This is a genomic window from Puia sp. (assembly GCF_036500295.1).
Classification (GTDB): Bacteria; Bacteroidota; Bacteroidia; order Chitinophagales; family Chitinophagaceae; genus Puia.
The window spans coordinates 69,137-82,974 of sequence record NZ_DASYCH010000017.1 but is presented as its reverse complement, the minus strand read 5'-3'; the positions used below and the strand labels follow the sequence as shown (position 1 = coordinate 82,974).

The 13,838-nt window shown below is 52.7% G+C and carries 16 protein-coding genes; 7 read left to right on the top strand and 9 right to left on the bottom strand.

Annotated elements, in window-relative coordinates:
* Positions 1–38 precede the first annotated feature (38 nt).
* The 3 genes from VGM48_RS05295 (at position 39) to VGM48_RS05285 (ending at position 2,516) form a co-directional block, all read left to right on the top strand.
* Complete coding sequence (locus VGM48_RS05295; RefSeq protein ID WP_331576775.1) at positions 39–575, top strand: gamma carbonic anhydrase family protein; 537 nt, start codon at positions 39–41, stop codon at positions 573–575.
* A 381-nt stretch (positions 576–956) separates the two neighbouring features.
* Positions 957–1,292 (top strand): hypothetical protein, encoded by a 336-nt coding sequence (locus VGM48_RS05290; RefSeq protein WP_188935461.1) that lies wholly within the window; start codon positions 957–959, stop codon positions 1,290–1,292.
* A gap of 93 nt (positions 1,293–1,385) precedes the next feature.
* Positions 1,386–2,516: an AI-2E family transporter gene (locus VGM48_RS05285; protein WP_331576769.1), complete on the top strand. Its 1,131-nt coding sequence runs from the start codon at positions 1,386–1,388 to the stop codon at positions 2,514–2,516.
* Positions 2,517–2,531: 15 nt separating this feature from the next.
* Here VGM48_RS05285 and rsgA read toward each other — a convergent pair whose 3' ends face one another.
* Genes rsgA through VGM48_RS05260 form a run of 5 tightly spaced genes read right to left on the bottom strand, consistent with a single transcriptional unit; the run spans position 2,532 to position 7,312 of the window.
* Positions 2,532–3,458, bottom strand: coding sequence for a ribosome small subunit-dependent GTPase A (gene rsgA, locus VGM48_RS05280; RefSeq protein WP_331576767.1), 927 nt, complete (start codon positions 3,456–3,458; stop codon positions 2,532–2,534).
* Between the two features lie 12 nt (positions 3,459–3,470).
* On the bottom strand, positions 3,471–4,475 hold the full coding sequence (locus VGM48_RS05275) for a VWA domain-containing protein (protein ID WP_331576765.1): 1,005 nt from the start codon (positions 4,473–4,475) through the stop codon (positions 3,471–3,473).
* 6 nt (positions 4,476–4,481) lie between these two features.
* A complete protein-coding gene (locus tag VGM48_RS05270) occupies positions 4,482–5,387 on the bottom strand; it encodes a hypothetical protein (protein ID WP_331576763.1) in 906 nt (301 codons plus the stop codon).
* A 33-nt stretch (positions 5,388–5,420) separates the two neighbouring features.
* Positions 5,421–6,338: a DUF58 domain-containing protein gene (locus tag VGM48_RS05265; protein WP_331576761.1), complete on the bottom strand. Its 918-nt coding sequence runs from the start codon at positions 6,336–6,338 to the stop codon at positions 5,421–5,423.
* Between the two features lie 14 nt (positions 6,339–6,352).
* Entirely contained in the window at positions 6,353–7,312 is a 960-nt protein-coding gene (locus tag VGM48_RS05260) for a MoxR family ATPase (protein WP_349257091.1), read from the bottom strand.
* 205 nt (positions 7,313–7,517) lie between these two features.
* On the opposite strand from VGM48_RS05260, the gene VGM48_RS05255 reads away from it, so the two are divergent.
* Positions 7,518–7,943, top strand: coding sequence for a hypothetical protein (locus VGM48_RS05255; RefSeq protein WP_331576757.1), 426 nt, complete (start codon positions 7,518–7,520; stop codon positions 7,941–7,943).
* An 85-nt stretch (positions 7,944–8,028) separates the two neighbouring features.
* Positions 8,029–8,535, top strand: coding sequence for a hypothetical protein (locus VGM48_RS05250; protein ID WP_331576755.1), 507 nt, complete (start codon positions 8,029–8,031; stop codon positions 8,533–8,535).
* Positions 8,536–8,570: 35 nt separating this feature from the next.
* On the opposite strand, the gene VGM48_RS05245 is transcribed toward VGM48_RS05250, so the two are convergent.
* Entirely contained in the window at positions 8,571–10,382 is a 1,812-nt protein-coding gene (locus tag VGM48_RS05245) for an NAD+ synthase (RefSeq protein WP_331576753.1), read from the bottom strand.
* A gap of 59 nt (positions 10,383–10,441) precedes the next feature.
* Between VGM48_RS05245 and VGM48_RS05240 the strand changes: the two genes are divergently transcribed.
* Positions 10,442–10,795 carry a TfoX/Sxy family protein gene (locus VGM48_RS05240; RefSeq protein WP_331576751.1) on the top strand — a complete coding sequence of 118 codons (354 nt, stop codon included), beginning with the start codon at positions 10,442–10,444 and terminating at the stop codon, positions 10,793–10,795.
* Entirely contained in the window at positions 10,792–11,814 is a 1,023-nt protein-coding gene (locus VGM48_RS05235; protein WP_331576749.1) for a hypothetical protein, read from the top strand. Before VGM48_RS05240 ends, VGM48_RS05235 begins: the two co-directional genes overlap by 4 nt.
* Before the next feature lie 3 nt (positions 11,815–11,817).
* On the opposite strand, the gene VGM48_RS05230 is transcribed toward VGM48_RS05235, so the two are convergent.
* The 3 genes from VGM48_RS05230 to VGM48_RS05220 form a co-directional block, all read right to left on the bottom strand.
* Complete coding sequence (locus VGM48_RS05230) at positions 11,818–12,951, bottom strand: hypothetical protein (protein ID WP_331576747.1); 1,134 nt, start codon at positions 12,949–12,951, stop codon at positions 11,818–11,820.
* A 24-nt stretch (positions 12,952–12,975) separates the two neighbouring features.
* Entirely contained in the window at positions 12,976–13,452 is a 477-nt protein-coding gene (locus VGM48_RS05225; protein ID WP_331576745.1) for a YcxB family protein, read from the bottom strand.
* A gap of 99 nt (positions 13,453–13,551) precedes the next feature.
* Complete coding sequence (locus VGM48_RS05220) at positions 13,552–13,680, bottom strand: hypothetical protein (protein WP_331576743.1); 129 nt, start codon at positions 13,678–13,680, stop codon at positions 13,552–13,554.
* Between the last annotated feature and the right edge of the window lie 158 nt (positions 13,681–13,838).

The following is a 13,838-nucleotide window of genomic DNA, read 5'->3' as shown; positions in this document are numbered from 1 at the left end:
TCGTAAATTTGGTTATTCCTAACTAAATTCCACAAAAGATGGCCACGATATTACCGGTTGAAGGCAAGTCCCCCAAATTTGGAAAGAATTGTTTTGTTGCACCCAATGCCACCGTAGTCGGTGATGTGGAGATCGGTGATGAATGCAGTATCTGGTTCAATGCCGTCGTACGCGGTGATGTCAACTGTATTCGCATCGGCAACAAGGTGAATATCCAGGACGGGGTGGTCCTCCACGGTACTTACAAGAAATCCAGCGTCACGATCGAGGACTGTGTTTCGATAGGCCACAACGCAATTATCCATGGCTGTATCATTCATGAGCGGGTGCTGGTGGGCATGGGTGCGATCATCATGGACAATGCAGAGATCGGCAAGAACTCGATCATTGCAGCCGGTGCGGTTGTGCTGGAAGGCACGAAGGTGGAGTCGGGAACCATTTACGGCGGTATCCCTGCAAGGAAGATCAAGGATGTACCGGCCGATCTCATCTCCGGGCAGATTGACAGAATTGCCAATCACTATCTTGTCTATGCGGGCTGGTTCAAGGACTCGAATGATGCGCCGAATCCCTAAAATCCAGAATTTCGACATTTTAGAGGGTGACCTATAAAAACCCCTACCCATTTACCATAAAAGGGTTAGGCGGGGCTTGTTAAAGGGGGGTGGATACTTGCAAATCCAGGATAATATTTGTACGTTTAATAGCGTTTAGATGATATCCATGAAACTACCGAAGACAATATTTCTCCTCTCGTTGTTTTGTCTCCTTTTCCTGGCTTTTTCCTCGTGCAGTCTTTTTGGCCCGAAGTATGGGTGTCCGAGTGACGGGAAAAACATAGGGGCGGAACGAATAATAAGCGGAGAGAAGGTCCCGAAGTCACCGAAGTTCAAAGCATAGCAACGAAAGATACCCCGTAAATCGATACCCTAATATAAAACTCAAATCCCTACTCTATGAGCCCTCTAACTCTACGCACGGATTTCGGCTGTACCGAAGCCGTGATCGACGACGACTGCGGATTGAAGCGTTTCTATGAAGTCGCAAATATCCTCTCCGACGACCTCGATATCAAATTCACTCAAAAGACCGATGATTTCGATTCACTAATGTGGGATTTCCTTTACAAAGGACATATCCTGACCCTTCACTACAACATTTACACCGGTATTTCGATCTATCCCCGGAAGTTCCGCGAGGCGCCCCGGAGGGAGAATGACGCTGTTGTCGAAGTGGCAAAATTCCTTGAAAGTAAACTGCTGATCAATACAGCCCGCCGTTACATGTCCTGACCTGTCAGGGCTCGTATAGCTGACGAATGTTTGCTGAATGTTTGAGCCAGGCCTGCTGACGCGGGTCTGGCTTTTTTGGGTATATTGCGGGATATGGCAGCCACCAGACAAAATCCTTTTTATACCAAGCTGGCGATGGTGCTGATCAGCCTTATCGCCCTGTTCTATATCGCCGTCCTGGGAAAGACTGTTCTTGTGCCGTTGACTTTTGGCCTATTGTTTTCCGTCATGCTATTGCCCCTTGCGAACTTCTTCGAACGGAAGGTTCATTTTCCGCGGAGCCTGGCCTCTTTGTTATCGGTGCTGATCCTTGTCAGTTCGCTGGCCGCGCTTTTGTACCTGGTCGGTTCGCAGATTACCAGTCTTGCGGACGACTGGCCGCAGTTTAAGCAGCAGGTAGCCACCGGTGTAACCGATGTGCAGCAATGGATCTCTGCGAAATTCCATATCCGCATCAAACAGCAGATGACCTATGTGAACAACGCGACCTCGAAGTTGCTGGAGACAGGCAGTTCGGTCATCGGGAATGTGGTGGTGTCCTTTTCTTCGGTCCTGCTGACTCTTGTGTTCATCCTTATCGACACGTTCTTTCTTCTGTATTACCGTCGATTGATCATCCGGTTTCTCGTGGCCGTTTTCAAGGAGGAGAATTCCGTTATCGTTTATGATGTACTCGCGCAGATCCAGTCACGGATACGCCAATATATCCTTGGGCTGTTGCTTGAAATGGCGATCGTTTCGGTCGTATGCTGTCTTGCCTTATGGATCCTTGGGATCAAGTACGCCATCCTGCTCGGGCTTATCACGGGCTTATTCAATATCATTCCTTATATCGGCATTTTTACGGCTACGCTGCTCAGTACGCTGGTCACCTTTGCGACGGCCGGCGCAACCAAGCTGCTGCTGGTGATCGCCACCATCCTGGGGATCCACCTCATCGACTCGAATGTATTGCTTCCCCTGATCGTCGGGTCGAAGGTCAGGATCAATGCTTTTATCACCGTGCTTGGGGTAATCATCGGGGAATCCATCTGGGGTATTCCCGGCACTTTTCTGGCGATACCCATTATTGCCATTGCCAAGATCGTATTCGACCGGATCGAGCCGCTCAAGCCCTGGGGTTATCTTTTTGGCGATGAGCGGGATGAAAAGGAGCCACCGCCGCTGAAAGAAGAGATCGTGGAACAAGGGCATGACGTGACAAATGCGCCCGAGAAAAAGTAGAATGCGGATCACCCGTCAGTAGTTCTCGCCGCCGAGGCTTCCGAGGATCGCGCAGTAGCTTGTGTAGCGATGAGGGGCGATGCTTCCTTCCTGGACACCCAGCTTTACGCTGCATCCCGGTTCTTCCAGATGAAGACAATCGTTGAATTGACATTGTCCCGCAAGGACCCGCATTTCGGGGAAATAGCCGGAGAGTTCTTCCTTTGTGATATCCACCAAACCGAATTCGCGCATTCCCGGGGTGTCGATGATCCGGCCGCCCGTAGGCAGGTCGAACATTTCCGCGAAGGTGGTGGTATGGATCCCCTTGCCGCTCCAGCCGCTGACGTTCTGGGTCTTCAACTGCCAGTCGGGATAGAGGGCATTCAGGAAGGAGGACTTCCCCACCCCGGAGTGACCGCTAAGCAGACTGATCTTTCCCTGCAGCAATGTTTTGACCTCGTTCAATCCCTCACCGGTATGGACGCTCATCCGGATGACCCGGTAGCCAATCGACGAATACATTGCTTTCCAGTCTTCGAATCTATCTTCCTCCTTTGCGCGAAAGAGATCGGATTTGTTGAACAGGAGAACTGCGGGTACATGGTAGGCTTCGCTTGTTACGAGAAAGCGGTCGATAAACCCTTGCGAGGTGCGTGGATCTTTGAGGGTGACGACCATAAGAGACTGGTCGAGATTGGAGGCCACGATATGATGCTGGTTCCGGTGGGAGGGAGACTGCCGGTTGATATAATTCTTTCTGTCGTGGATGGCGGTGATGATGGCCGTTGAATCTTCTTCGCTTTCCGGTTCGAAGTCCACGTCGTCGCCGACGGCGATGGGGTTTGTCGAAGTGATGCCGTCGAGTTTGAAAACCCCTTTGAGGCGGGCATTCCAGGTTTCGCCTTCGGCCGTTTTGAGGACGTACCAGGATCCCGTGGATTTGTAGACTTTACCCTGCATGCGTGTGTGAAGTTAGGGAAACTTTCGCAGGACCGTCCAGCGAAGGAGCAGTTCCAGCATCAGCGACACCGCGGCCGCGAGGGCGAAAGGAAAGAATTGCTCGGTGTAGCGGCGAATGGTGGAGACTTCGATCTTCGATTTTTCCAGGCGATTGATCTCGTCATAGATGCCTTTGAGGCTTTCGTTGTCTTTTGCCCGATAGTAGCGGCCGCCGGTTTCCGTGGCGATCTGGGTCAGGAGCTTTTCGTCGATATTGACTTTTTCGCGTTGCATGACGACGCCGGTGGCGGTCTGCACGGGTACGGGCGCGAATCCTTCGGTGCCCATGCCGACGGTATAGACTTTTACGTGCACCGATTTGGCGATCTCTTTTGCCGTATTCGGGTCGATCAGGCCGCCGTTGTTCTCCCCATCGGTGAGGAGGATAATGACCTTGCTTTTTGAAGGGGAGTTGCGGAGACGGTCGACGCCGGTGGCGAGGCCCGAGCCGATGGCGGTGCCATCTTCGAGCAGGCCGCTCTGAACGCTGAACAGCTGGGATTTTAACACGTTGCGGTCGGTGGTCAGCGGACACATCGTAAAGCTCTCCCCGGAGAAGATGACCAGGCCGATGCGATCGGTCGGCCGGTGGTCGATGAATTCCGACGCGACGTTCTTTGCCGCCTCCATGCGGTTTGGTGTAAAGTCCTGGGCGAGCATGCTGCCGCTGATGTCGAGACAGAGTACGATGTCGATGCCTTCGCCGGTGACCAGCTGTTCGTCATTGCGGGTTTGAGGACGGGCAAGGGCGATGATCAGGCAGCAGAGGGTCAGCAGACGGAGGATGAACAGCACGGGGCGGAGGAAGTTCTTCCAGGAGCGAAGACCGCGGAAGGCGCGGACCGAGGAGAAAACCACGGTTGCCTGGTTCTCACCGGCACGTTTTATTTCCCACCAGACCAGCAAGGGAATGAGGATCAGCAGCCCGAAGAAGGCCGGCTGGGAAAAATAAATATGTTGATACCAATCGTACAGCACGTTGCTTTATTTGGTGGTTTGAGGGTTTGGCGGTGGCGGTTCCAGTGCGGTGATCGCCGAGCGGATCACCTGGTAATGATGTTCGCTGTCAGCCATCCCGGGCTGGTATTTTGCAAATTTTACAAAGTCGCTCATCCGCAGGGTCTCGGCCACGGAATCGAACTGAGCAGGCTCCAGGCCGGAGCTACGCAGTTGGGCAATGAGTTCTTCGCTGGTCTCGGCGAGACTGTGGATGTTGAGTCTTCTGAAGAGATAGACCCGGAAGATCTCGTCCAGCCTGCTATAATATGTTTTTATCGCGCCATTGACGGGAAGCTGCTGTTTTAGAAGTTCGTCCAACTGTTTCATGGCTTCTTCGAATGGAGAAAGCAAGGGGGTCTGGCGGGTGATGATCTGCATGATGACCTTTCTTTTCCGGATCAGCCAGACAACGAGGGCCAGCGAGAGCAGGGTAACCGCTCCTACGATCCAGGGGATCCAGCGAGCCCAGGGATTGGGTACTTCGATGATATCCTTTATATCGTGAAAATCCTTTGAAGGATCGAATTTCGAGTAGCGGACATCAATACGGATGGAGTCGGTCATCGCTTTTTTCGTACCGGATAAAAAGGTGAGCCGCGGGATAACCCAATTCCCGGAGTCGAAGCTGGTGATGGTGAAGTATTGCCGGTAGTAGCGCTGACCGGGGCGCACGGCGGTGTCTATCTTTCCTTTTTCCAGCCATTCGAAATGCGGCAGTGTATCGGTGGCGGGCCAGGCGAAGGGAATATTGTCGGGAACCGTTGCTTCGAGCATGAACTGGATCGGCTGACCGATGAGGATGCTGTCTTTGTCGATCGTTGCTTTTACGATGGCCGGCGCGGGTGCGGGTTTGTGCTGTGCGTGAAGCATAGCCGGCAGCCATAGGAACATTGCAATGATATATGATCTTAAGGGTCTCATGTACTATCCGGGCCTGTGGCGGCCTACGAAGAATCGCTGGAGGATCTTTACATAGTCTTCGTCTGTCCGCAAGTGCAGAAGATCGCAGCCGGCCTTTTGAAAAATGCTTTTACACTGTTCGGTGTGGTTAAAGAAATATTGTTGGTAGTTGGTGCGCACCAGGTAGTCGTTTGTGTCCACCCAATACCGGCCGCCTGTTTCAGAGTCTTCCGCTTCGACCAGGCCGATTGCCGGAAGCTGCATATCCATCTTGTCGTAGACCTTTATCCCGATCATATCATGTTTTTTCCCGGCGACCTTCAGGGCATCTTCGAATCCGGGCTCGGGTTTGGCGCTGGTCATCCGCTGTTCGGGACTGCCGTCGAGGAAGTCGCTCAGCAGGAAGACGATGGCTTTTTGCCGTGCGCTGCGGTTGAGGAACCGGATCGCCTCGTTGAGGTTGGTGCCTTTTCGTTTCGGCTCGATGGTGAGCAATTGCCGGACGATGTAGAGGACATGCTCGCGGCCTTTTTTGGGGGGGATATAGCTTTCGATCTTATCGCTGAAGAAGATGGCGCCCACCTTGTCATTGTTATTAACGGCGGAAAACGCCAGCACTGCGCAGATTTCGGTGATCAGGTCTTTTTTCCGGGCATGGGTGGTGCCAAACAAAGCGCTTGCGCTGACGTCGACGAGCAGCATGACGGTCAGTTCGCGTTCTTCTTCGAAGAGTTTGCTGAACGGATGATTGAACCGTGCCGATACATTCCAGTCGATGAACCGGATATCGTCGCCCGCGGCATACTCCCGCACTTCCCGGAAGCTCATGCCACGGCCTTTGAATGCGCTGTGGTATTCTCCGGTGAAAAGATGACGGGTCAGTCTTTTACTTTTTATCTCCAGCTCCCGTACCTTTTTTAATATTTCGGTGGTTGTGAGCATGCTGCCTTTGGCGATTACGGTATGGGAATGACTTTCAACACTTCGTCAATGACGTTTTCCACGTTCACGCTTTCGGCTTCGGCTTCGTAGGTGAGCCCGAGGCGATGGCGCAGAACATCCTTCGAGATGGAACGGACGTCTTCGGGGATGACATAGCCCCGTTTATTGAGGAAGGCGTTTGCTTTTGCGGCGAGGGCCAGGTTGATGCTTGCGCGGGGGCTGCCGCCATAGGCGATCAGCGGCTTCAGCTTCTCCAGTTTATATTTTTCGGGAGTCCGGGTCGCAAAGACGATATCGAGGATATAGTGTTCGACCTTTTCATCCATATAGATCTGGCGGGCCAGGTCCTTTGCCTGCATGATCTCCTGCATTGTCACGACCTGTTCCACCTGCGGAGATTGAGTTCCCTGCACGTTCTGCCGGATGATGAGTTGTTCTTCCTGTTTGGTGGGATAGTCTACGAGCACCTTCATGATGAACCGGTCCTGCTGGGCTTCGGGGAGGGGGTAGGTGCCTTCCTGTTCGAGGGGGTTCTGGGTCGCCAGGACGAGGAAGGGTTCTTCGAGTTTATAGCTTGTGTCGCCGAGGGTGACCTGTCTTTCCTGCATGGCTTCCAGCAGGGCGCTTTGCACTTTTGCCGGGGCGCGGTTGATCTCATCGGCCAGCACGAAGTTGGCGAAGATGGGTCCCCGGCGAACCACGAACTCGTGCTTCTGCTGATTATAGATCATGGTCCCGATGACGTCGGCGGGGAGCAGGTCGGGAGTAAACTGAATACGGCTGAACTTGGCGTGTATGGCCTGGGACAATGATTTAATAGCCAATGTCTTAGCCAGGCCCGGAACGCCTTCGAGAAGGACGTGTCCGTTGCTGAGCAGGCCGATGAGCAGCCGGTCGAGCATCTGATGCTGGCCGACGATGACCCGGCCGACTTCATCTCTCAGCCGATCGATGAAGGCAGCCTGATATTGGATCTTGGTATTTAACTGTCTGATATCCTCCGCTGTATAAAGCATATGGTGAACTTACTTTGGGGTTCGAAATTACGGCAAATTAGCGCATTGCCCGCAAGCCGTTATTTAATTCGAAAATTATTATATATGTTAACAATAATGTTATTGGGTTTCGAGTTTTAAACCTGGGTGATTCCGCACCTTCAAATTGAAAATGATGCGCCAGATGTACAAGAAACGGACCATACTGGGATTTGCGGCGTTTGTGTTAATGATGGGTTGTGCCAGCCGAAGTACATCGGGTAAAGATGTGGAATTATTGACCAATAGTCCGTGGAAGTATGAGAAGGCGGGTTTTGACGATCAGGAGGCGAGTTTTGATGCGCTGGATCCCCGGATTGCCGGCAATGAGAAAGACAATACCATCATTTTTTGCAAGGATGGCACAGGATATACACAGCTTTCGCGCCGCAGCAGGGTGGGCAGCCAGGACAGTTTCCCCTTTGTCTGGGCTTTTTCCAATGACAGCACGATCTATTTCCAGGATCAGTATTACAAGGTCCGGGTATTAACTCCCCGGCGATTGGAGATCTATGCCGATCAGAAACTGGGCCGGACGAGCAGCCGGTATATCATCATTCTTAAGCGATAACCCTTAATCGTAGTTCTACTATGGTAATTTCTCGGGAGATGCATTACCTTGGTGTAACCTTTGCATAACCTTGTAACTAAAAACCATGAAAAGTTTAATCCGTTTGTCGCATTACATCCCGGCTGCATCGCTGGTCATCTTCATTGTTACCTCCTGTAACAAGAATGGTGGCACGGGCAACAATTCAAACCAGGACAGTACGAAGGCAGCCGCAACCGTCACTGCCAATCTCACGGCCAAGCCCTGGAAGTACGACACTTCGGGTCTTGATACCAACAATGACGGGAAAATAGACCAGGGTGGCGACACCACGGTGGTGCCGATCTGCGAACGCGATGATCTTTACACCTTTAATACGGACAATACCGGTTCGCTTAATACCGGCAGCCAGCATTGCACTGTTGGCGAGGCACAAACCATTTCCTTTATCTGGACGTTGAGTTCCGACAACAAGACCTTGAAGGCAACGGGCAATCCGATCCTGCAGTCAGGGGTTACGATCCAGACGCTGGATTCGGCTCATTTGTCCGTGTATCGCGACTCGACGCTTCTGGGTGTCACTTACCGATATATCGTTTCGCTGAAGCACTAGGCGGGCACGGGCCGGTGAGGGCCGGGCGCTTAAGGTTATGACAGGTATTTCCCAACAATGGGCATGCGTCTGCCCATCCCAAATGCTTTACAGCTGACTCTGATAATGGGGCAGAACTGGTTGCGTTTGTATTCGCTGGTGTTTACCAACCGGAGGATACGTGCAACCATTGCTTTTTCGATGCCCATGGCGATGATGGCCGCGGGTCCCTGCCGGCGTTCGATATACTGGTAGAGAACCTTGTCGAGGATATCGTAGTCGGGGAGGCTGTCGCTGTCTTTCTGGCCGGGCCGCAATTCGGCGGAGGGTGCTTTATGAAGGATGTTGGCCGGGATGATCTCGCCGTCGCGGTTGATGTCGTTGGCGAGGGCATATACCTGCCCCTTATATACGTCGCCGAGAACGCTGAGGCCGCCGGCCATGTCGCCGTAGAGCGTGCCATAGCCGGTGGAGAGTTCGCTTTTGTTGGAAGTATTCAGCAGTATATACCCGAATTTATTGGCGAGGGCCATGAGGATATTCCCTCGTGTCCGGCTTTGGAGGTTCTCTTCGGCGAGGCCGAAGGGCGTATCCCTGAATACGGGTTCGAGGGTGTGGACGAGGGCATCATAGACTTCCCGGATGGGGATGATGTCGTAGGGATTTCCGAGGTTGCTGGAAAGCTGTTCCGCGTCACTGACCGAATGCCCCGTTGAGTAGGCAGAGGGCAGAAGAATGGCCCGGACATTCTCTTTTCCCAGGGCTTCCACTGCAAGCGCAAGGGTTACTGCGCTGTCGATACCGCCGCTGCTGCCGAGGATCGCTTTTGTAAAACCCATTTTTGAAAAATAGTCGCGGATGCCGAGGACCAACGCTTTGCGGATCTGGCCGATATTTCGTTGGTCAGTGAGGTATTCGAGCACGCGGTCGGGGTTATTTTGTTTCGACACCCGCATGTCCTTATCGAAGACATCGGTATTCAGCGTGGCTGTGCCGGTATTCTTTGCGCCAACGGGTGTAACGGGCAGGCCGGAGAGATCGCCGTTCTCTTCGCCGGCGTCGGTGCGGACCGAAAGCCCGGGCAGCAATTCTTCGAACAGCGGCGGCACGGCATGCGGCAGGGAGACTACCGCGAAGTCCTCTTCAAAATATTTAAGTTCGTGGATAAGATTTCCCTTGGCATCATAGACGACGCTGCCGCCGTCGAAAACGATCTCCGTCTGCGAACCTACGGCATTGCAGTAGTACATCGGGAGATGATATTTCAGTACGTTCTGCCGGACCACTTCCTTCCGATCTTCATCGTGATCATAGTCGAAGGGGGACGCCGAGATATTGATCATCAGATCGGGATGCTGGAGCATCAATTGGTCCATCGGGCAGACGCGGTATAGCGGGTTGTCACCGAGATTCCAGGCATCTTCGCAAATGGTGAGGGCGATCTTTTTGCCTTTGAACGGGATCACTTTCCATTCATAGGCGGGTTCGAAATACCGGTATTCATCGAACACGTCATAGTTGGGCAGGCAGGTTTTGTGTGCTACGCCTTTGATCTCATTTTCATAAAGCAGCCATGCAGCATTGAAGAGGTCCTTCCCTTCCCGGGCGGGGTTGCGTGCCGGTGCGCCGATGATGACGCCGATTGTGTCGGCTTCCCGGCGGATGCGATCGATGGCGGTATCACACTTCGCGATGAAGTCGTCGAATTCGAGGAAGTCACGGGGTGGATAACCGCAAACGGACAGTTCGGTGAATACTACCAGGTCGGCGCCGGCCGTCTTTGCCTGGTTAATGCCTGCGATGATCTTCCGGGTGTTCTCTTCAAAATTGCCGACATGATAATTTTGCTGGGCGATGGCGATCTTCATACTACAAAGTTAGCGAAAATGCTATAGGCGCAAAGTTAACGAAATCGGTATATTTGGCTATGGCTTTCAATGAACGACTTGCCCAACGGATCAGGGAGGCGCTTGCCCATCTGCCGGATGTGGTGGAAAAAAAGATGTTCCATGGCATTTGTTTCATGGTGAACGGAAAGATGTGTCTTTGCGTCCGGCTTGATGAAATGCTCTGCCGTATCGGGCCGCGTCAGTATGGGGATGCGTTGGAGATGGATCATTGCCGGCCGATGATCCACAATGGAAGGACGATGACCGGTTTTGTCTTTGTGAGCGAGGAAGGGATCAAGAAGAAAAAGGATTTTGAATATTGGGTAAATCTGGCGCTTGCCTTCAACAGCGAGGCAAAGGCTTCAAAAAAAGTTGTTAAAAAAAAGAAATGAGATCATTCGCGCTTTTTCTTGCTGTCAGTATTGTGTTTGTGTCCTGCGGTTCGGCCGACAAACCGGATGTCTCGGGTGTGGATGTCGGGAAGGTGCATATCGAACGATTCGACACCGCTTTTTTCAATATCGATTCCAATGACATTATTTCCGGGCTTCGGCGGCTGGATCGGGAATATCCCTGGTTCACTCCTGATTTCGTGGAAAACATTCTTGGCGCGGCCGAGCCCCTGACGGATACGAGCCGGATCGCTTTTGCCGCGACGCGGCAGTTTCTGATCACCTATCTCGGGGTGAGTGATTCCCTGAAACAGAAATATCCGCGGCTTGACTGGCTGGAGTCTGAGTTGCAGCGGGGCTTCCGATTTGTAAAATATTATTTTCCGCAGTACAAGCTGCCGCAAAGGGCGGTGGCTTTTGTCGGGCCGTTTGATGGGCCGGGTGTCGCCATCACCTCGAATGCGCTGGCCATCGGATTGCAATCCTATGCCGGCAGGAATTTCCCCTTCTATCTTACGGGCAAGGGGCAGGATCTGTATCCGCAGTATGTTTCCCGGCGTTTTGAACCGGAGTATATCACGGCCAATTGTCTGAATGCGATTGCGCAGGACATCTTCCCCGACAGCAGCGACGGCCGCCCGCTTATCGATGAGATGATCATCAAGGGCCGGTACCTCTGGCTCGCCGGTAAGCTATCGCCTGATCTGCCGGATAGTATCCGGACGGGCTATACCAAGGCGCAGCTGGACTGGTGCGCGGGGAATGAGGCGGCGGTGTGGAACTTCTTTTTACAGGGAACCGATCTGTATACGCAGGACCCCGATATCATCAAGAATTATATTGGCGAGGGGCCGAAGACGCTTGGGATGCCTGATGCGGCGCCGGGGAATATCGGCGCCTGGGTGGGATGGCAGATCGTCAGGAAATATGCCTCGGCGCACAAGGACCTGACCCCCGCACAGATGATGACCCTGCCGGTTCGAAGTCTTTTTGAAGCCGCGAAATACAAACCGAAATAGACGTTATTCGCCGACGCGGGAAAGTTGGAGCTGAACGGTGTCTCCCCCCAACATCCCTTCCCAATGCATATGACTTCCGTCATAGTGGCTGACGGTCTCCGTCGCCGTATCGGCATGACTGTTGTCGCCCGGGAAAAAAAGTTGCAGCTGCTTTTTTGCAGGGTTGTAGAAGAAGCCGGCGTCGAGGCATCTGGCCTTTTCGTAGATATAGGGATTGGGACAGAAGTGCAGTTGGTGCGAATGTTCGATATAAACCGTGCGCCAGGCGCCGGAGTTGGCGAGCCAGGCATCCGGCCCCACTGTATCCCTGTTGCGAACGAGCAGATCGACCGTCCATTTGCCTTCGAGCGGGGAACCGGGATTTTTGCTGACCGCGCTGAAAAGGATGGCAAAGGCGCCGCCGATGGCGAGGAGCCGGGCTCCCTGTTTCAGCCAACCGGGGCCGATCGGGGGCAGCCGGTTTTCCTGATGAAAGAACAATTTTATCCATTCGGCGCGGCGGAGCGCTAACAGATAGAGCAGTCCGAGGGCAAACAAAACAGAGTTGAGGAAGGCGCCGATGACGATATGATAAAAGATGTTGATCAGCAAAATATTTACCATTACGGGTAATAGGATAGCGGCGCCCAGCAGGGTCGTTCTTCTGAAAAGGAGCAGGATCGATCCGCCGATCTGGAGTCCGGCGATGAGGACGGCAAAGACGTAGGAATGGCCGAAATAGTTCCAGGTAAGGTCAAAGCCGCTGAGCTGACCGATGGGAACATCGTTGCGCGAAAAAGAGACCCCGAACTGGGTTTTGAAAATCTTCCCGAAACCATAGATGGAGATCGTGAAGGCCAGCCAATAGCGGAGGAGGGCCTGAAGCCAGGCATGGAGCCTGTCGGAGTTTATGGCCCGGCGTTTTTCCCGGGACTGCCAGATGAGGGAATAGACCAGGGCAAAGAGGGGGGCAATGATTATTTGTCCCAACAGGAAGACGGCAAAGGCATAACGACCAAGGCTAAAGGGGAGTGTGTAGGGCAGGAGTTGGATCAGCGACATCGAGATATTGAGGGTGGCGACTCCGGCGAACAGGCATTCGGTGAATTTGGAAAACCAGGGGGTGCGGGGAGCGATAGGTAAGGGGGAATCCGGCATGGGCAGGTTTTCCACCTAAGTTAGTTATTTTCCGATCCTTTCCTTCAGCAGTTTGCGGGCGGCCTGGATCTCGGTAATATCCTTAAAGGAGTCTTTTGGGATCATGAAAAATGAGCGCGGACTGAAGTAGATATGGAAGAAATAAAGGGTCTCTTTGAACGCGGTAAAGTCGTCCCAGTTCCACAGCTGTTCCCCTTTTTTTGTCTCGAGGAGGACGCCGCGGTCTTCGAGGGTCAGGATGAAGGTATCCTGGAAGGTGGCGGAGCGCTTATAGATGCTGAGGGGGAGAAGGCGGCGGATGGACAGCCAGAGACAGAACCAGAGGACGGAGAAAATGAGAAATGGAAGGACTTGTATCTTCTTGAGTGCAAATAAGATAGCTGATAATATTGCAAATACATTGATCATGATGACCATGGTTCGGATCTCCGGTCTGCCAAAAAAGTGGCCACGTAATCCATCCAAAACCTGCTTCTTGTTGTATCCGAATTGAATAGTCATTTGCGCGTAAAAATAATGCAAAAAGGGAGAGTGCCGACGTGCGGATGCAAAAAAGCCCCCGCTTACGGGCGGGGGGCTTCAAAAAGTTTTTTGTGGTGCCTAGCGCATATCCCGGCAACGAGAGTAATGGTGGCTCGCGGCCTGGTCAGGCGTAACGCTACGGCTACAGGAATAGAACATGGTGCTGGTGACGATCAAAAGGAGAATTGCGACGAAAAGACGTTTCATGTTTTTCATTTTAGGGTTGAAAGGATTATCTAAAAACGTATAAAAGCTGATATTAGTATTTTCCGTAGGGGTAAGGTTATACCTGGTCCTAAGGGTAAGGTACGGCGGGATGGGGGTTTAAAATAATCGATTTCCGAAAGAGGCCCCGGGAAGGGGAC